This is a genomic window from Pantoea sp. App145 (assembly GCF_047947045.1).
Classification (GTDB): domain Bacteria; phylum Pseudomonadota; class Gammaproteobacteria; order Enterobacterales; family Enterobacteriaceae; genus Pantoea.
On sequence record NZ_CP133290.1, the window covers coordinates 3247696 to 3266346 of the forward strand.

General features: G+C 53.5%; 18 protein-coding genes and 1 rRNA gene. 5 read left to right on the forward strand and 14 right to left on the reverse strand.

The window, feature by feature from the left end; translation table 11 throughout:
• Positions 1 to 7: 7 nt before the first annotated feature.
• A 5S ribosomal RNA gene (gene rrf, locus RCF31_RS14940) occupies positions 8 to 123 on the forward strand.
• Positions 124 to 326: 203 nt separating this feature from the next.
• On the opposite strand, the gene RCF31_RS14945 is transcribed toward rrf, so the two are convergent.
• The 14 genes from RCF31_RS14945 to msrP form a co-directional block, all read right to left on the reverse strand.
• Positions 327 to 1088 carry an amino acid ABC transporter ATP-binding protein gene (locus RCF31_RS14945; RefSeq protein ID WP_084877269.1) on the reverse strand — a complete coding sequence of 254 codons (762 nt, stop codon included), beginning with the start codon at positions 1086 to 1088 and terminating at the stop codon, positions 327 to 329.
• 8 nt (positions 1089 to 1096) lie between these two features.
• Positions 1097 to 2197, reverse strand: a complete 1101-nt coding sequence (locus RCF31_RS14950; protein ID WP_416411430.1) for an amino acid ABC transporter permease — start codon at positions 2195 to 2197, stop codon at positions 1097 to 1099.
• A 15-nt stretch (positions 2198 to 2212) separates the two neighbouring features.
• Positions 2213 to 3391 (reverse strand): amino acid ABC transporter permease, encoded by a 1179-nt coding sequence (locus RCF31_RS14955; protein ID WP_416411431.1) that lies wholly within the window; start codon positions 3389 to 3391, stop codon positions 2213 to 2215.
• 66 nt (positions 3392 to 3457) lie between these two features.
• A complete protein-coding gene (locus tag RCF31_RS14960; RefSeq protein WP_084877260.1) occupies positions 3458 to 4483 on the reverse strand; it encodes an amino acid ABC transporter substrate-binding protein in 1026 nt (341 codons plus the stop codon).
• Between the two features lie 543 nt (positions 4484 to 5026).
• Positions 5027 to 5323, reverse strand: a complete 297-nt coding sequence (fis, locus tag RCF31_RS14965; protein ID WP_003855228.1) for a DNA-binding transcriptional regulator Fis — start codon at positions 5321 to 5323, stop codon at positions 5027 to 5029.
• Between the two features lie 24 nt (positions 5324 to 5347).
• Positions 5348 to 6313 carry a tRNA dihydrouridine synthase DusB gene (dusB, locus tag RCF31_RS14970; protein ID WP_084877254.1) on the reverse strand — a complete coding sequence of 322 codons (966 nt, stop codon included), beginning with the start codon at positions 6311 to 6313 and terminating at the stop codon, positions 5348 to 5350.
• A gap of 293 nt (positions 6314 to 6606) precedes the next feature.
• Positions 6607 to 7488 (reverse strand): 50S ribosomal protein L11 methyltransferase, encoded by an 882-nt coding sequence (gene prmA / locus RCF31_RS14975; RefSeq protein ID WP_416411432.1) that lies wholly within the window; start codon positions 7486 to 7488, stop codon positions 6607 to 6609.
• Between the two features lie 11 nt (positions 7489 to 7499).
• Complete coding sequence (gene panF / locus RCF31_RS14980; protein ID WP_416411433.1) at positions 7500 to 8945, reverse strand: sodium/pantothenate symporter; 1446 nt, start codon at positions 8943 to 8945, stop codon at positions 7500 to 7502.
• Entirely contained in the window at positions 8935 to 9177 is a 243-nt protein-coding gene (locus tag RCF31_RS14985; protein WP_416413265.1) for a YhdT family protein, read from the reverse strand. The genes panF and RCF31_RS14985 overlap by 11 nt, the downstream gene beginning before the upstream one ends.
• 74 nt (positions 9178 to 9251) lie before the next feature.
• Positions 9252 to 10598, reverse strand: a complete 1347-nt coding sequence (accC, locus tag RCF31_RS14990; RefSeq protein ID WP_084877243.1) for an acetyl-CoA carboxylase biotin carboxylase subunit — start codon at positions 10596 to 10598, stop codon at positions 9252 to 9254.
• 11 nt (positions 10599 to 10609) lie between these two features.
• Entirely contained in the window at positions 10610 to 11080 is a 471-nt protein-coding gene (accB, locus tag RCF31_RS14995) for an acetyl-CoA carboxylase biotin carboxyl carrier protein (RefSeq protein ID WP_208716687.1), read from the reverse strand.
• A gap of 21 nt (positions 11081 to 11101) precedes the next feature.
• Positions 11102 to 11554, reverse strand: coding sequence for a type II 3-dehydroquinate dehydratase (aroQ, locus tag RCF31_RS15000; protein ID WP_299447291.1), 453 nt, complete (start codon positions 11552 to 11554; stop codon positions 11102 to 11104).
• Between the two features lie 232 nt (positions 11555 to 11786).
• A complete protein-coding gene (gene msrQ, locus RCF31_RS15005) occupies positions 11787 to 12389 on the reverse strand; it encodes a protein-methionine-sulfoxide reductase heme-binding subunit MsrQ (RefSeq protein ID WP_310617727.1) in 603 nt (200 codons plus the stop codon).
• Entirely contained in the window at positions 12390 to 13394 is a 1005-nt protein-coding gene (msrP, locus tag RCF31_RS15010) for a protein-methionine-sulfoxide reductase catalytic subunit MsrP (protein ID WP_416411435.1), read from the reverse strand.
• Between the two features lie 294 nt (positions 13395 to 13688).
• Between msrP and csrD the strand changes: the two genes are divergently transcribed.
• From csrD to mreD, 4 genes are all read left to right on the forward strand, one after another.
• On the forward strand, positions 13689 to 15635 hold the full coding sequence (gene csrD, locus RCF31_RS15015; protein ID WP_416411436.1) for an RNase E specificity factor CsrD: 1947 nt from the start codon (positions 13689 to 13691) through the stop codon (positions 15633 to 15635).
• A gap of 310 nt (positions 15636 to 15945) precedes the next feature.
• Complete coding sequence (gene mreB / locus RCF31_RS15020; RefSeq protein ID WP_003855260.1) at positions 15946 to 16989, forward strand: rod shape-determining protein MreB; 1044 nt, start codon at positions 15946 to 15948, stop codon at positions 16987 to 16989.
• Between the two features lie 148 nt (positions 16990 to 17137).
• Positions 17138 to 18163 carry a rod shape-determining protein MreC gene (mreC, locus tag RCF31_RS15025; protein ID WP_299447272.1) on the forward strand — a complete coding sequence of 342 codons (1026 nt, stop codon included), beginning with the start codon at positions 17138 to 17140 and terminating at the stop codon, positions 18161 to 18163.
• Entirely contained in the window at positions 18160 to 18648 is a 489-nt protein-coding gene (mreD, locus tag RCF31_RS15030) for a rod shape-determining protein MreD (RefSeq protein ID WP_084877224.1), read from the forward strand. The genes mreC and mreD overlap by 4 nt, the downstream gene beginning before the upstream one ends.
• Positions 18649 to 18651: the final 3 nt, after the last annotated feature.

The following is an 18651-nucleotide window of genomic DNA, read 5'->3' on the forward strand; positions in this document are numbered from 1 at the left end:
GAATTTGCCTGGCGGCTGTAGCGCGGTGGTCCCACCTGACCCCATGCCGAACTCAGAAGTGAAACGCCGTAGCGCCGATGGTAGTGTGGGGTCTCCCCATGCGAGAGTAGGGAACTGCCAGGCATCAATCAAGTGAAGAAGCCCTGAACGAAAGTTCAGGGCTTTTTTACGTCTGAAAATCAGAAAAAAGCACGGTGCCGTAGCGGCGCGATTTATCGCGCAGTTTCTATCGAGACCTTAAACATTCACGATAAATAAAGCAGAGACATAAAAAACCCCCTGCCAGGGCAGAGGGTTGATTGCAGTGGACCGGCCAGGGAACTGTCTTAGTGAATAACCTGCGACAGGAAGGCACGGGTACGTTCTGACTTCGGATTGGCAAAGAACTCCTGCGGTGGGGCTTGTTCCACGATCTCACCACGGTCCATAAAGATAACCCGGTCCGCGACTGTGCGCGCAAAGCCCATCTCATGGGTTACACACAACATCGTCATGCCATCTTCCGCCAGACCAATCATGGTATCGAGCACTTCTTTAACCATTTCAGGGTCAAGGGCTGAAGTAGGCTCATCAAACAGCATGATTTTGGGTTTCATACACAGCGAACGTGCAATTGCCACGCGCTGTTGCTGGCCACCGGATAGCTGACCGGGAAATTTATGTGCATGCTCGGCAATACGGACGCGTTGCAGATAATGCATCGCCAGTTCTTCCGCCTCTTTCTTTGGCATCTTACGCACCCAGATAGGTGCTAGCGTGCAGTTTTGCAACACAGTCAAATGCGGGAAAAGGTTGAAGTGCTGGAACACCATGCCAACTTCAGTTCGTACACGTTCAATATTGCGTACATCATCATTCAAATGAATGCCATCAACGACGATTCGCCCCTGCTGATGCTCTTCCAGGTGGTTGATGCAACGGATAGTGGTGGATTTGCCCGAGCCTGATGGTCCGCAAAGAACGATACGTTCGCGCGGTTTCACCTGCAGGTTAATGTCCTTTAATACATGGAACTGGCCGTACCATTTATTCACATTTTCGAGCGTAATCATCATTTGGTCAGCAGAATTAGTCATAGATTGTGTCATGTAAAACCTCAGTGCGATTTACGCCCGGTGTGAAAGCGCTTCTCCAGATACTGGCTATAGCGCGACATGCTAAAACAGAAAATCCAGTAGACAAGGGCAGCAAAAACATAGCCTTCCGTCGACATCCCAAGCCATGTGGGGTCAACGGTGGCCTGCTGCACGCTACTGAAAAGATCGAACAGGCCGATGATGATCACCAGACTGGTATCTTTAAATAAAGCGATGATAGTGTTAACCAAGCCGGGAATGGTGAGTTTGAGTGCCTGAGGCAAAATCACCAGAATCTGTGTTTTCCAGTAACCCAGCGCCAGCGACTCAGCGGCTTCATACTGTCCCTTTGGCAGAGCCTGTAAGCCACCACGCACCACTTCCGCGACATAAGCTGACTGGAACAGAATCACACCGACCAGCGCACGCACCAGCTTATCGATGGTCGTCCCCTCGGCCATAAACAGCGGCAGCATCACCGATGACATAAACAACACGGTAATCAGCGGTACACCACGCCAGAATTCAATAAAAATCACCGACAGGGTTCGTACCACTGGCATCTTTGAACGGCGTCCCAATGCCAGCAAAATCCCCAATGGCAGGGCACCGGCGATGCCGACCGATGCGATAATCAGCGTCAGCGTCAAACCGCCCCACTGGCGAGTTTCGACGCGATCCAGGCCCAAATAGCCGCCATACATCAGGAACCAGACGATGATGGGATAGGCTATTGCCCAGCAGGCGATATAACGGCCACGATGCGGAATCGATTTGATAAACATCGGGATGATGGACAGCAGGCCAATCACCAGCGCCAGGTTGATGCGCCAGCGCAGTTCATGTGGATACAGCCCATACATAAACTGGCCAAAGCGCGCATGGATAAACACCCAGCAGGCACCTTCTTTGGTACAGTCGGCGCGGGTTGAGCCGAACCAGTTAGCCTGGAAAACCAGCCAGTTAAGTGCAGGTGGGATCACGCTCCAGATAATCCAGAAGCAGAGCAGTGTCAGCAGGGTATTGAACCAACTGGAGAACAGGTTTTTGCGCGCCCAACCCCAGGCTTTGCTGACAGGGTTGGTTGGCACCGGCGGTGTTTCGTGTGTGGTAACAGACATAATAATCCCGTTCTCTTAACGCTCAACCAGCGCAATTTTGCGGTTGTAGAGGTTCATCAGCAGTGAAATGACCAAACTGATGATCAGGTAGACCGCCATGGTGATCGCGATGGTCTCGATAGCCTGGCCTGTCTGATTCAGCACTGTTCCGGCAAACAGCGAAACCATATCCGGATAGCCGATAGCCGCTGCCAGTGAAGAGTTTTTCACGATGTTGAGATACTGGCTGGTCAGAGGCGGAATGATCACACGCATGGCTTGCGGGATGATCACCTGACGCATGGTCACAGGATTCGGCAAGCCGAGCGAACGTGCCGCTTCATTCTGACCGTGTGGCACCGACTGGATACCCGAGCGAATCACTTCAGCGATAAACGAAGAGGTGTAGATCGACAGGGCCAGCGTCAGTGAAGCCAGCTCAGGGATCATCACCGCGCCACCCCGGAAGTTAAATCCACGCAATTGCGGCAGATCCCAGTGAGTCGCCGCACCAAACAACGCATGAGCGATCAGTGGGAAGGCAACGATCATCGCTACCGCGAACGGCCAGGTACGGCGGAACTGACCGGTTTTCAGCTGGTGTTTACGGTTAAATCGAAACAATCCAACGCTACCCGCTATCGCCAGGGCTAAGGCGATAATGAATGGCCATGTCCCCGGTGCGTAGGTAGGCCAGGGAATATAAAGCCCACGGTTACTGACAAATGCCAGATCAAATGCGTTCAACGCCTGGCGTGGGCCAGGTAAATTACGCAGCACCGCGAAATACCAGAAGAAGATCTGCAACAACGGTGGAATGTTGCGGAACGTCTCGATGTAAATGGTGGAGATCCTGCGCAGGAGCCAGTTATCAGACAGGCGGGCAAGGCCGATAAAGAATCCGAGGATAGAGGCGAAAACAATACAGAGCGCGGAAACCAGCAGGGTATTGGTTAACCCCACCATAAACACGCGCGCGTAGGTATCACCTTCTGAGTAATCAATCAGATGCTGGACGATGCCGAAACCGGCACTGCGCTCCAGGAAGCCAAAACCGGATGTGATGCCACGATTAGCCAGGTTGATCACCGTATTGTGGATGAGATATCCCACAACAGCGAACACGGCCACAATCGCGACTATCTGGTAAAGCCAGGCGCGAACCGTAGGATTACCGAACGAAAAATCCCTTTTTACGGTTGGGCGTTGTGACATGTTGAAACCTCAGTGAATAAAACGCATTGGGCACCGCAGGGTGCGGTGCCCGACTGGAAGGCAGAATTAACGTACCGGCGGAGCGTACTGGATGCCGCCCTGATTCCAGAGCGCATTCTGACCACGCGCGATTTTCAGAGCACTGTCTTTACCGACGTTGCGGTCAAAGCTTTCCTGGTAGTTACCTACCTGTTTAATGATGTTGAACGCCCATTTGTTGTCGAGCTTCAGATCCTTACCGAAGTCGCCTTCAGCACCCAGCAGGTGAGCCATGTCCGGGTTAGACGGTTTGGCGGCCAGCTGATCGACGTTCTTCGAGTTGATGCCCATCTCTTCAGCATTCAGCATCGCGTACAGTGACCATTTCACAATAGTGAACCAGTCATCATCGCCACGACGTACCACCGGACCCAGCGGCTCTTTAGAGATCACTTCCGGCAGAACGATGAATTCGTCCGGTTTGCCCAGCTTGATGCGCAGTGCGTACAGCTGAGACTGGTCAGAGGCCAGGGTATCGCAGCGACCACTGTCCAGCGCCTTAGCGGATTCGTCAGAACGGTCAAAGGTCACCGGGGTGTATTGCATATTGTTGGCTTTGAAGTAATCCGCCACGTTCAGTTCGGTATCGGTACCCGCCTGGATACATACCGTGGCACCATCCAGCTCTTTCGCGCTTTTAAGGCCGGCTTTTTTATGGGTCAGGAAACCGATACCGTCGTAATAGTTCACACCCGCGAACAGGAAGCCCATGCCGCCATCGCGTGAAGAAGTCCAGGTGGTGTTGCGAGACAGAATGTCCACTTCACCAGATTGCAGCGCAGTAAAACGCTCTTTTGCCGTCAGCGGGGTGTATTTCACTTTATTAGCATCGCCAAATACGGCAGCCGCAGCGGCACGGCAAACGTCAACGTCGATACCGGTGAATTTGCCGCTAGCATCGGCATAGGAAAAGCCGGGCAGGCCATCACTGATACCGCACTGAACAAACCCTTTCTTTTTAATTGCATCCAACGTGGTGCCGGCGTGCGCTTGCTGCGCAACGGCGAACAGAGAAGCTGCAGCGACCAGGGTGGAGAGCATCATCTTTTTCATAAAGCATCCTGTGTGGCGAAATCGTGTTGTGATGTGGGTGCATTGCGCACTTTTATGTGCGCTTTTCCTGTCTGTGGCAGTCAGCCATTCACGACTTTGCAAAGCTAATGCCAGGTTTGCAGAATCCTGAATTCATTGGAAAGATCTCTTCATAAACTGAAGCATTCAGAAAGTTCCGACTACTATCGCGCACCAAAAGGAAGCAATGCGAGTCGCCTCGATCACAAACAGTGCAAAAAGTTTCACTATATGGAAGCAGTGTGAGCGGGGGCGCAGGACAAAATGTATGGGTTTGCAGATTTGCGGTTGGAATGGTTTAGGATCACATAGGCAGCGGCTTAGGCGGCAATCAGGTGAAGAAACGGGGGGAAATCGGTGCGAAAAGGGGGCAGAACAAGGATGGCGTTGTGGGCGAAATATCACTGGAGCAATTGCAACTATCGTTACCATTATGGGGACAACTGTTTCACCCGTTGTTAACGATAAAGACACAAACAAAAACGCCAGCCCGAGGGCTGGCGTTATCGCAGCAACAAACTGAAATCAGTTCATGCCGTATTTTTTCAGCTTCTTACGCAGAGTACCACGGTTGATACCCATCATCAGGGCTGCACGGGTCTGGTTGCCACGGGTGTACTGCATCACCATGTCCAACAGTGGCTGCTCGACTTCAGCCAGTACCAGCTCATACAGGTCACTCACATCCTGACCATTCAGTTGAGCAAAATAGTTCTTCAGTGCCTGTTTAACCGAATCACGCAGAGGCTTTTGCGTCACCTGATCCTGTGAGTTAACGGTAGAAACGGTCAGTACGTCAGAATTTACGCGTTGTTCGAACATAGTTCTTTCAGCTCTTTATTTCGTTTACGCAAGATTTTCGAAGTATGCCTCCAACGCCTCCAGCTGTTCGCTGGCATCCTCAATGGCGTTGAATGTGCGCCGAAACTGGTCATCAGGGGCATTTTCCTGCAAATACCAGGAAACGTGTTTTCGGGCAATACGGTATCCCTTGCGCTGACCGTAAAAGTCGTGCAGCTCCCGTATATGTCCAATCAGCATATGCTTCACTTCAGCCAACGGCTTCGGTGCCAGCAGCTCCCCTGTGTCCAGATAATGCTGGATTTCCCGGAAGATCCACGGTCTTCCCTGAGCAGCGCGACCGATCATCAGAGCATCGGCTCCTGTATAATCGAGCACTGCTCTGGCTTTATGCGGGTCAGTAATGTCACCATTCGCGATAACCGGAATGGTAACGCTCTGCTTAACTGTCCGAATGCTGTCGTATTCAGCTTGTCCTTCAAACAAACAGGCGCGAGTGCGTCCATGAATGGTGAGGGCCTGAATGCCACAGCGTTCAGCCAATTGGGCAATCTCTACACAATTACGATTTTCTTTATCCCAGCCAGTACGAATCTTCAGCGTAACGGGCACATCAACTGCATTAACCACTGCGGAGAGAATAGACTCAACCAGTTGCGGATGTTGCAGCAGTGCAGAACCCGCCATCTTACGATTCACCTTCTTCGCCGGGCAGCCCATGTTGATGTCAATGACCTGTGCGCCTGACGCCACATTAATGCGCGCGGCAGCCGCCATTTCATCGGGATCACATCCGGCAATTTGCACGGCACGAATGCCAGGCTCGTCACTATGCACCATGCGCAAACGGGATTTGTCACTGGCCCAAACTTCCGGGTTTGATGACAACATCTCGGAGACTGTCATGCCAGCGCCGTTCTCGTAACACAAGGTGCGAAATGGCTTGTCGGTAACCCCGGCCATAGGCGCAGCGATGAGTCGATTTCGAAGCTGATGATGTCCAATGCGCATGAAAAAGAAGTGACCCTAACTGTTCGCAAGGCGGCGTATATTACGCATTTTTTCGCGAAGATGAAAGGCCAAACTTTGAACAATTCGCAGGGAAAGATCAAGGAATTGAGGCCGATCGGCGTTAGCTATAAGAAATACCTATATTATTCAGTATATTAAAAAAATACGCTGAAATTGTGTACAAAAGTTTTTCTGAAAATTTGAGCTAAATCACAACATAAAAAACGCCACATCGCCTGATTGGCAAGAGATGTGGCGGGGTGGTAACAATGAACTGCGCTAATTATGCGGAATTAGCGGCGCATGCCGGTAATCCGGCACCACTCTTCTTTTTCGGCTACCGGGTCCAGCACAAAGCGTTCGGTATAGGCTTCACAAACGCTTTCCGCCTGACTGGCCAGCACGCCTGATAACCCCAGATGTCCGCCGGATTTTGGCAGAACGCTGATTAACGGTGCCAGTTCGCGCAGTGGGCCGGCAAGAATGTTGGCGACCACCACATCCGCCTGCAGGTTTTCCGGCTGCTGGTGGGGGAGATAGAGTGCCAGACGATCAGCCACGCCATTACGTTCGGCGTTATCACGGCTGGCCTGAATCGCCTGCGGGTCGATATCGATACCAATCGCCTGTGCGGCCCCCAGTTTCAGGGCGGCAATCGCCAGAATGCCGGAGCCACAGCCGAAATCGATGACTGTCTTACCCTGTAAATCAAGGCCATCCAGCCAGCTCAGACACAGCGAGGTGGTCGGGTGGGTGCCAGTGCCAAAGGCGAGGCCCGGATCGAGCATCACGTTGACAGCGTTGGGATCCGGGACTTCGCGCCAGCTCGGGCAGATCCATAAACGCTCACCGAAACGCATCGGGTGGAAATTATCCATCCATTCGCGCTCCCAGTCTTTATCCTCAATCTGCTCGATCTTATGACGGAAACCGCTGCCAAGCAGAGGATGCTGACTCAGCTCCGCGACAACATCGTCCATCTCGGTTTCGGCATCAAACAGGCCGATAACATCCGTATCGCCCCACAGCAGTGTCTCACCCGGCAGTGGCTCATAAACCGGATTATCGTGGGTGTCCTGGAAGGTCACAGACACGGCACCGCTTTCCATCAGCGCATCGCTCAGTGTTTCCGCGTGCTCACCGGTGCTGTTAATTTTGATTTGAATCCATGGCATAGCGTTTCTCTTTATTCCAGGGCAGCGTCTTGTGCGTCAGGTGAGCTGCCAAATAGGTTACCTGCCAGAAAGGCCAGCAGGCTAAGGATCAATGATGGAACGATAGGGTGGAAACCCCACAGTTCGAGTTTCAGGCTGGCGAGCAGCGTATAGCAACCGGCACCGACGACCATCCCGCTGATGGCACCAGCGGCGTTTGCGCGCTCCCAGTACAACCCGAGTACCAGTGGCCACAGGAACACTGCCTCAAGGCCACCAAAAGCCAGCAGGTTCAGCCAGATGATCATATCCGGCGGGTTCCAGGCGGCCAGCAGCAACAATAATCCCAGCACAAAAGTGATGGTGCCGGAGAGCATGCGCAGGCGCGCCTCATTCTCGCTATGCTGTGGCGCGATACGCAAATAGAGATCTTTGATCAGGGTAGCGGAGGATTGCAGCAACTGCGCGTTAATTGTCGACATGATCGCTGCCATAGGCGCAGCCAGAAAAACGCCTGCGGCCATCGGGGGCAGTACGGTGATCATCAGCGTGGGAATCACTTGATCGGGGATGGTCAGGTCCGGAAGTATCGCGCGACCCAGAGCACCTGCCAGATGCATTCCCAGCATCAGAATCACCACCACAATGGTGCCAATAATGATGCCACGATGCATCGCCTTACTGTCTTTATACGAGATACAACGTACGGCGGTATGCGGCAGACCAATCACGCCAAAACACACCAGTACGGCAAAAGAGCTGAGGAAGGTTGGCGTAATCACATTGCCAACGCCTTCTGGCGAAACCAGCTGTGGATCGATGGCGCGCAATTTAGTGACTGCGGTTTCCAGCCCGCCAGCCTGATGGATCACTGCAAACAGCAGCAGGAAGGTGCCGACCAGCATCACCAGGCCCTGCATCGCATCATTCAGCACGCTGGCGCGGAAGCCGCCAAGCGCGGTGTAAAGTGCGATGGTGCCGCCAAAAATCAGCAGTCCGGTATCGTAGGGAATACCCGCCGCCGTTTCCAGTAATCGCGCACCGCCAATGAACTGCACGGTCATCGCGCCAATAAAAGCTACCAGCAGGCTCAGGCTGGCCAGCCAGATCAGCAGTGGGCTGCGGTAGCGGCCATACAGCATGTCATTCAGGGTCACCGCATTGTAACGGCGTGCCAGAATAGCGAATTTTTTCCCCAGCACCCCGAGTGATAACCACACGGCAGGGACCTGAATCATGGCGAGCAGCACCCAGCCTAGCCCATATTTATATGCTGCACCTGGGCCGCCAATAAACGAGCTGGCACTGATATAGGTCGCGGTGATGGTCATCGCCAGCACAAAGCCACCCATCGAGCGGCTGCCGAGAAAATATTCTGTCAGGAAATTTCCCTGGCGTTGCTTGCGCATGGCAAATACTGACAGCGCGGCAATCAGCACCAGATAGGCCAACAGGGGAAGAATGATTTCACTTTCCATCTTTGTCCTCCAGTGACATGTCGCGGAAAACCATCCGTACCATCATCCAGCACAACCCAATAAACAACACCGGAGCAAACAGGCAGGAGAGTTCAAACCAGCGTGGCAGGCCGGTTATACCTGTCGCATTCCCCCCCAGCCAGGCGGAAAGCCCCCACACAGCGAGATACGCCAGCGCCAGATAAAACGCCCAGCGCGCCTCTTTATTCGCTTGCACAAAACGCCAATCCATCATGCAACCTCAAAGGCAACAAAAATGAAAAAGGCCGGTTTAACCGGCCTCAAAGGAACTCTGCGTTGCAGGGATTACTCTTGCATGCCGAGTTTTTTCTCCAGGTAGTGGATATTGGTGCCACCCTGCTGGAAGTTTTCGTCGGACATGATTTTCATCTGCAGTTCGACGTTGGTCTTGATACCGTCAATGATCAGTTCCGCCAGCGCATTTTTCATGCGGGCGATGGCCACATCACGGTTTTCACCGTAAGTGATCAGCTTGCCGATCATGGAATCGTAGTATGGCGGTACGGTGTATCCGGCATAAATATGCGATTCCCAGCGGACACCAAAGCCACCCGGTGCGTGGAAACGCGTGATCTTACCCGGGCTTGGCAGGAAGGTGTTGGGATCTTCGGCGTTGATACGGCATTCCACCGCATGGCCGCGAATCATCACATCCTCTTGGCGGATAGACAGTGGCTGACCGGCTGCAATACGCAGCTGCTCTTTGATCAGGTCTACGCCGGTGATCATCTCGGTGACCGGATGTTCTACCTGAATACGGGTGTTCATCTCGATAAAGTAGAACTCACCGTTTTCGAACAGGAACTCAAAGGTACCTGCGCCGCGGTAGCCGATATCCACACAGGCTTTGGCACAGCGATCGCCGATGAAGCTGCGCAGCTCTGGCGTGATGCCCGGTGCGGGTGCTTCTTCAACCACTTTCTGGTGACGGCGCTGCATGGAGCAGTCGCGTTCTGCCAGATAAATCGCGTTGCCCTGGCCATCAGCCATGACCTGGATTTCGATGTGGCGTGGATTTTCGAGGTATTTCTCCATGTAAACCATGTCGTTGTTGAAAGCCGCTTTGGCTTCCGCTTTCGTCATGTTAATGGACTGCTCGAGATCCTTGTCGCTGCGCACCACACGCATACCACGACCACCACCGCCGCCGGAGGCTTTGATAATGACCGGATAGCCGATGCGTTTGGCGAAGGCACGGTTTTTATCCATGTCTTCAGTCAGTGGGCCATCGGAGCCAGGTACGGTCGGTACACCGGCTTTTTTCATCGCGGTGATTGCCGACACTTTGTCACCCATCAGGCGGATGGTATCCGCTTTCGGGCCGATAAAGATAAAGCCGGAACGCTCAACCTGCTCGGCGAAATCGGCGTTCTCAGACAGGAAGCCATAGCCCGGGTGGATCGCAACCGCGCCAGTGATTTCGGCGGCGGAGATCAGGGCCGGGATATTGAGGTAACTTTTGACCGACTGCGCCGGGCCAATGCAGACAGTTTCGTCAGCCAGCAGCACGTGCTTCAGGTCGCGGTCCGCCGTGGAGTGCACTGCCACAGTCTTGATGCCCAGTTCTTTACAGGCACGCAGAATGCGCAACGCGATCTCACCGCGGTTAGCAATGACAATTTTATCCAGCATGGTTCGCCTCGTTATTCGATGACAACCAGCGGCTCGTCAAATTCAACCGGCTGGCCACTTTCCACCAGAATCGCTTTCACAACGCCGGATTTGTCGGCTTCGATCTGGTTCATCATTTTCATCGCTTCAACGATGCACAGGGTGTCGCCGGCGTTAACTTTCTGGCCGACTTCGATAAAGGCTTTCGCGTCCGGGCTTGGGGTGCGATAGAAGGTGCCTACCATCGGTGAACGCACGATGTGGCCGCTGATTTCCGGTTTAGCGGCTTCCGCAACCGGTGCAGCAACAGCAGGGGCAACCGCAGCAGCCAGAGGGGCTACCTGCGGTGCAGGTGCAGCATAAGCCTGCTGCATCATAGGATAACCGACATTGGCAGGTGAACGGCTGATACGAACGGACTCTTCGCCCTCAGAGATTTCCAGCTCAGCGATGCCAGACTCTTCAACCAGTTCGATCAGTTTCTTAATTTTACGAATATCCATGAGTGTGGTTCCGTACTCTGTTTAATTGGAATGTGTCAGGCGTTTTACGGCCGTTTGTAAAGCCCACGAGTATCCGTCAGCGCCAAGTCCACAGATGACACCGGCAGATACATCGGAAAGATAGGAGTGATGGCGGAACGGTTCGCGTGCATGCACATTGGTCAGATGCACCTCGATAAAGGGAATGTTTACCGCCAGCAGAGCATCACGCAGCGCGACGCTGGTGTGCGTGAATGCCGCTGGATTGATGATGATGTAATCCACATTGCCCTGGGCCTCGTGAATACGATCGATCAACTGAAACTCCGCGTTCGATTGCAAATGACTCAATTTCACATGGTGCTGGTCAGCCTGTTGCGTCAGATCGCTGACAATTTGCGCCAGCGTGGTATGACCATACTTCTCAGGCTCACGCGTTCCCAGCATATTCAGGTTGGGTCCGTTCAAAAGCAGTATGTGAAAGTTATGCGCCATCTTGCTGCTATCTCCTGCAATTATTCAGGCATCGCGTAAAATACCGCGACAATCTTCCTTTGTCACTCTTCCGAGTGAAAAAGAAGACTTCACTTGCAATAAAGCCGGGCATTATATCCGTTTCGTCGCAATTCGCAGCAAAATACTGGTCTTATCTGCGAAGATGATCGGATGCGGCCAGCAGGCCACACCTTTTAACAGAAATCGCAGCAGGAAGACAACCGTGCAGAAATTATCGGGAGAAGAGTTTTCGCAACTTATTGTAACGCCAGCCCAATAGTAGCAGAGCCAGCAACGCATAAATCAGCGGCTGTGGTGACAGGACTTTAACTGACCAAAGATAGTGAATGGGCGCGAGGATCGCCACCAGATAGATACCATTGTGCAGAGTTTGCCAGCGACGTCCCAGTTTACGCTGCGCGCGCTGAAAGGAGGTGATTGCCAGCGCGAACAGCACCAGCCAGCAGATAATACCCAGCGTCAGATAGGGGCGGGATATCAACTCACTGCCGAGCAATCGCAGATTATTGACCCCTAATTCCAGCAGATAATAACTTAGCAGATGCAGGCAGGCCCAGGCGAAGCACCACAGACCGAGCATGCGACGGGTGCGAATCAGCAGGGGTTGTTTGGCGTAGCGCGTTAAGGGACTCACCAGCAACGTCGCCAGCAACAGTTTAAGCGCCATTCTGCCGGTAAAATGCTGGATATCTTTGGCCGGATCGGCGCTTAACCAACCCTGATTGGCGGCAAAAAATAGCCACACCAGCGGCAGAAACGCCGCCAGGTGCAGCACCACTTTCAGCCAGGTAATGTGGCGTAATGTCAGACGCACTCAGTAATTCTCCCGTAAATCCAGCCCGTGATAGAGCGATGCCACTTCTTTGGCATAGCCGTTAAACAGCAGCGTTGGCTGGCGCTCCACCTTCAGAATGCCTCCCGGACCAATAAAACGCTCTGTCGCCTGTGACCAGCGCGGGTGATCGACATGCGGGTTTACGTTGGCATAAAAGCCATATTCATTGGCGGCGATTTGATTCCAGGTGGTAGGCGGCTGATCGTGAGTCAGGGTAATTTTGACTATCGATTTAATGCCTTTGAAACCGTATTTCCACGGTACGGTCAGCCGGATCGGCGCGCCATTTTGTGGTGGCAGCGCTTTGCCATATACGCCGGTGCTGAGCAGGGTCAGGGGATGCATCGCTTCATCCATGCGTAATCCTTCGACATAGGGATAATCCAGCCCGCCGCCAATAAAGCGATCTTTCTGGCCCGGCATTTGATCCGGGGCATAGAGCGTTTGAAACGCCACAAAACGCGCATTGTTGGTGGGCTCCGCCAGTTTCAGCAGTTTGTTCAGTTCAAATCCCACCCAGGGGATCACCATTGACCAGGCCTCAACACAGCGCATACGGTAGATACGTTGCTCCATCGCAAAACGTTTAAAGATGTCATCCATATCCAGCGTAATGGGTTTTGCCACTTCGCCTTCAATACGCAGCTGCCAGGGATCGGTCTTCAGCGTCCCGGCATTCGCTGCCGGATCGGCCTTATCAAGGCCAAATTCATAGAAGTTATTGTAGCCAGCGACCTTATCAAACGGGGTGAGGGGTAAATCTGCCTGCCAGGCGGGCGGCTTACTGAATTGCAGCGCTTTCCCAGCTGGCGCGGCAGGGCGATCGTTGCCTTTAAACCAACTGAGAACATCGGCCTGCGCTATACGCGGGAAGCTGGCTGCGGCAGCACCCAGGCCAAGGGCTTTCAGCACCTGACGACGTTGCATATTGAAGATACTTTCTGGCGTCACATCGGCTTCAGAAAGGAAATGCTTCGGCTTCATGGAATTCTCCGGCTGAATGTTTAAGGCAAGCATGATCAAACCCGGTAATTTGCGCCAGAAAGAGCCGTAAAATGTGAAATTTCCTGGCTGCGCTTATCTTGAGAATAGGACGAAAAAAATCATGTGAAAGTCAGGACTTCCATGTTTACCGTTATACTCGTCTCTGTATAGGTCGCGATGATGGATGAACACTGTTTCAGGCGGTGATTTATGCTATTTTGCTCAGGTTTGCGCCAGTGAGGCTGGTGCCGCCGGTTCTTTTTCATTCATAACCGCAGTGATACAGGCACAGGGATGCGATTAACCACGAAGTTTTCTGCGTTTATTACATTATTAAGCTTACTGGCGATGTTGCTGATGCTGGTGGGCTGTGCTTTTAGTTTTGTCTGGTTGTCACAGCAGCGGGTTGAAACCCGCGTACAAACCCTGGCAACCGAAGTGGACAAAGCCTTAATCACCCAATCGCCACAGGATCTGACGCAATGGCTGTCGCGCATTATGCCGGTGATTAATGCCGAACAGCTGGAGCTACACGACGGCGAGCGTACGTTGTTTCGTCTGGCCCGCCATGAAAACCCGATGCTGGAAGATGAGCCAAACCGCTTTATCCAGTTCGATCTGCCGCTGGCGCATTCATCTGGCATGATGCTGCGCGTGGTGGTGCTCGATCCGGCTAAGACCTGGTTTCGCTCCTTCACCGGGGCTTATACGCTGGTGGTCATTTTGACCGTGGTGATGATCATGGCCTCACTGCTGGTGATGACGCATCGCTGGCTGAATAGCCACTGGCGTAATATGGAGCGGCTGGAAGCGCGTTCGGAGCGTATCCTGGCGGGTGACCGCCAGGCCAGGGACAATGAAGAAGTGGAGTGGCCACCTAAGGCCAGTCACGCTATCGATCTTCTGTTGCATGATTTGCTGGAGGCGGGTGAGCAGCGACTGCGCATCGACACCCTGATTCGTACTTTTGCCGCGCAGGATTCGCGTACTGGGTTAAATAATCGTCTGTTCTTCGATAACCAGCTGGCCACCCTGCTGGAAGATCAGGAAGATGTTGGCATCCACGGTGTGGTCATGATGGTGCGCCTGCCCGACCTGGAGACGCAGTATGAAACCCTCGGTCCGGCGCTGGCCGAAGAATACCTGTTTGATCTCATTAATATGTTGTCCACCTTCGTGTTGCGTTATCCCGGCGCGCTGCTGGCGCGTTATTTCCGCAGTGACTTCGCCGTGCTGCTGCCGCACCGAACCCTTAAAGAAGCCAACAATATTGCCGATCAGCTGATCAATGCCGTGGATTCTCTGCCGCCGATGCGCATGGTGGATCGTGATGATCTGATCCATATCGGTATCAGCGCCTGGCGCAGCGGACTCAGCGTGCCACAGGTGATGGAAAACGTGGAAATGGCCACGCGTCGCGCTGCCCTGCAGGGGGGGAACAACTGGTCAATCGGCGAGGGTAACCCGCTGGATATGGGGCGTGGCAGCGTACGCTGGCGAACGCTGCTGGAAAATACCCAGAGCCGTGGTGGACCCCGTTTGTATCAGAAACCCGCCGTCATGCTGGATGGCAAAGTCCATCATCGCGAGATGCTGGCGCGTATCTTTGATGGTGACAAAGAGGTGGTGTCTGCCGAGTTCATGCCCCTGGTGCAGCAGTTGGGGATGGCCGATAGCTGGGATCGCCAGATGGTGACCCGTATCGCTGCATTAACCGAGATGTGGCCTGATGAAACCCTGGCGCTGCCGGTGAATATTGATTCGTTATTACAGCGACCTTTTCAGCGCTGGCTGCAAAAATTACTGCTGCAATGCAGCAAATCGCAAAGAAAACGTTTTTTATTTGAACTTGCAGAAGCGGATGTTTGTCAACACATCAACCGCTTAGTGCCGATTTTCAGGATGCTCAGTGCATTTGGTTGTCGCATCGCTGTCAATCAGGCGGGATTAACGGTGGTGAGCAGTGCTTATATCAAGCAATTTCCGGTGGAATTAATCAAACTGGACCCCGGTCTGGTACGTAATATTGAACGACGCACGGAAAATCAGTTGTTTGTACAAAGCCTGCTGGAGGTGTGTAAGTCCACACCCACTCAGGTTTTCGCTGCCGGTGTACGTACGCGTGCGGAGTGGCAAATGCTGGCTGGGTTGGGGGTTGCTGGTGGTCAGGGCGATTTCTTTGCTCCCTCGCTGCCGGTAAACAGTAATGTGAAAAAACATTCACAACGTTATCGAATTTAGCCGTTAATTAGCCGATGGCGGCGCTCATGGTTGTTTTACGCTGTAAACCTGAATGATGCCGGCCAGCAGCTATGCTGGAAATGTTAGATTTTATGTCGAAAACCGCCTGCGCTTGCGGGGCGAAAAGCACTGAAAGCGGCGGCTTTGCGCCATTTTTCCTTAGCGAACCGCAGCATACATTGCTGTAAAAATTAGCTAGCATATTTTTTCACCGAAGCGGAACGTTTTTGCGCCTTGTAGCGGCTTCGCGTGGTTGGTAAAGTAGGCGGATTTTATTTTCCGCCCCCAGCTTGCAGGATTATCCCTTAGTATGTTTAAAAAATTTCGTGGCATGTTTTCCAATGACTTGTCCATTGACCTGGGTACCGCGAATACCCTGATTTATGTAAAAGGACAGGGCATCGTGCTGAACGAGCCTTCCGTGGTTGCCATTCGTCAGGATCGTGCCGGATCCCCAAAGAGCGTTGCCGCCGTTGGTCATGACGCCAAACAGATGCTTGGCCGTACGCCGGGCAATATCGCTGCAATTCGCCCGATGAAAGACGGTGTAATTGCAGACTTCTTTGTCACCGAAAAAATGTTGCAGCACTTTATTAAACAAGTGCACAGCAACAGTTTTATGCGCCCCAGCCCGCGTGTGCTGGTGTGTGTGCCGGTGGGGGCAACCCAGGTTGAGCGTCGTGCTATCCGTGAATCTGCGCAGGGCGCAGGTGCGCGCGAAGTGTTTCTGATTGAAGAACCGATGGCCGCTGCGATCGGTGCCGGTCTGCCGGTATCAGAAGCGACCGGTTCGATGGTGGTGGATATCGGTGGTGGTACCACTGAAGTTGCCGTTATCTCTCTGAACGGTGTGGTTTACTCCTCTTCAGTGCGTATTGGTGGTGACCGCTTCGATGAAGCTATCATTAATTATGTACGCCGTAATTACGGCTCGCTGATCGGTGAAGCAACCGCTGAGCGTATTAAGCATGAGATCGGTTCTGCGTATCCGGGCGATGAAGTCCGTGAAATCGAAGTTCGTGGTCGTAACCTGGCTGAAGGTGTGCCGCGCGGCTTTACGCTGAACTCCAATGAAATTCTGGAAGCGCTGCAGGAACCGCTGACCGGTATCGTGAGTGCGGTGATGGTGGCGCTGGAGCAGTGCCCGCCGGAACTGGCTTCCGACATCTCCGAGCGTGGCATGGTGCTGACCGGTGGTGGCGCACTGCTGCGTAACCTCGATCGCCTGCTGATGGAAGAAACCGGCATTCCGGTGGTCGTGGCCGAAGACCCGCTGACCTGCGTAGCGCGTGGCGGTGGTAAGGCGTTGGAAATGATCGACATGCATGGCGGCGATTTGTTCAGCGAGGAGTAAATCCTCATCGGCTGAGGCCGTGGTCAAATTGCGCAGGGAATGAGCGCCGATGACGACGCTGCGCATGACGGCACGATGCGTCCAGCCCTGGAGGCGCAGGTTTTAGGACCCGCGCTTCTTCCCTGATGTCGAGGAACACGCAGATTTTATGAAGCCGATTTTTAGCAGGGGGCCATCCCTGCAGTTGCGCCTCTTTCTGGCAGTCATTGTGGCCATCGCGATTATTATCGCTGATAGCCGCGTGGCCTCCTTTTCCCAGATTCGCAACTACCTGGACACATCGGTCAGTCCATTTTACTTCCTGGCTAACGGGCCAAGAGAGCTTCTTGACGGCGTTTCCGCCACGCTGGCTTCGCGCCAGCAGCTGGAACTGGAAAACAAAGCACTGCGTCGTGAACTCTTTCTGAAGAACAGCGACCTGCTGATGCTGGGGCAATACAAGCAGGAGAACGCGCGTCTGCGCGAGCTGCTCGGCTCACCGTTACGCCAGGATGAGCACAAGATGGTGACGCAGGTGATCTCTACCGGCACCGATCCCTACACCGATCAGGTGGTTATCGACAAAGGCAGCGTAAACGGCGTTTACGAAGGCCAGCCGGTGATCAGCGATAAAGGTGTCGTGGGGCAGGTGGTGGCGGTAGGCCAGGTGACCAGCCGTGTGCTGCTGATCTGTGACGCCTCCCATGCGTTGCCGATCCAGGTGCTGCGTAATGATATCCGCGTGATTGCGGCCGGTAACGGCTGTAATGAAGATCTGCAACTTGAGCATCTGCCAGGCAATACCGACATTCGTGTGGGTGATGTGCTGGTCACCTCGGGTCTGGGTGGTCGTTTCCCGGAAGGCTATCCGGTTGCCGTGGTGTCATCGGTGAAAGTGGATACGCAGCGTGCGTATACCGTTATCCAGGCACGCCCGACTGCGGGTCTGCAGCGTCTGCGTTATCTGTTGCTGCTGTGGGGAGCGGATCGTAACGGCGATATGCCAATGGCGCCAGATGAAGTGCACCGTGTTGCCAATGAACGTTTAATGCAGATGATGCCACAGGTCTTACCGCCAGCCGGTGAGATGGGGCCGCCCGCGCCCGGCAGTCAGCAAATGGGACCACCCGCGCCTGCCAGCAATGGCAGCAGTTCGCAGGTAACACCGGCGAACACGCGTGGAGGCCAGCCTTGAGTCGATATCGCAGCCAGGGCCGATGGGTTATCTGGCTGTCCTTCCTGATTGCCCTCATCCTGCAAATCATGCCCTGGCCAGAACAGTTCTACATGTTCCGGCCATCATGGCTTTTGTTGATCCTCATCTACTGGGTGCTGGCGTTGCCACATCGGGTTAATGTTGGCACCGGCTTTGTATTGGGTGCCATCATGGATCTGGTGGCCGGTTCAACGCTGGGCGTGCGTGCGCTGGCATTGAGTATCATCGCCTACCTGGTCGCCTTTAAATTTCAGCTTTTCCGTAACTTAGCGTTGTGGCAGCAGGCATTAATGGTTATGGTGCTGTCACTGGCGGTGGATGTTATTGTTTTCTGGGCGGAATTTTTGGTGATTAATGTCTCCTTTCGTCCGGAAATCTTCTGGAGTAGCGTTGTCGACGGCATTCTCTGGCCTTGGCTATTCTTATTAATGAGAAAGATTCGTCGTCAGTTCGCTGTTCAGTAAGGA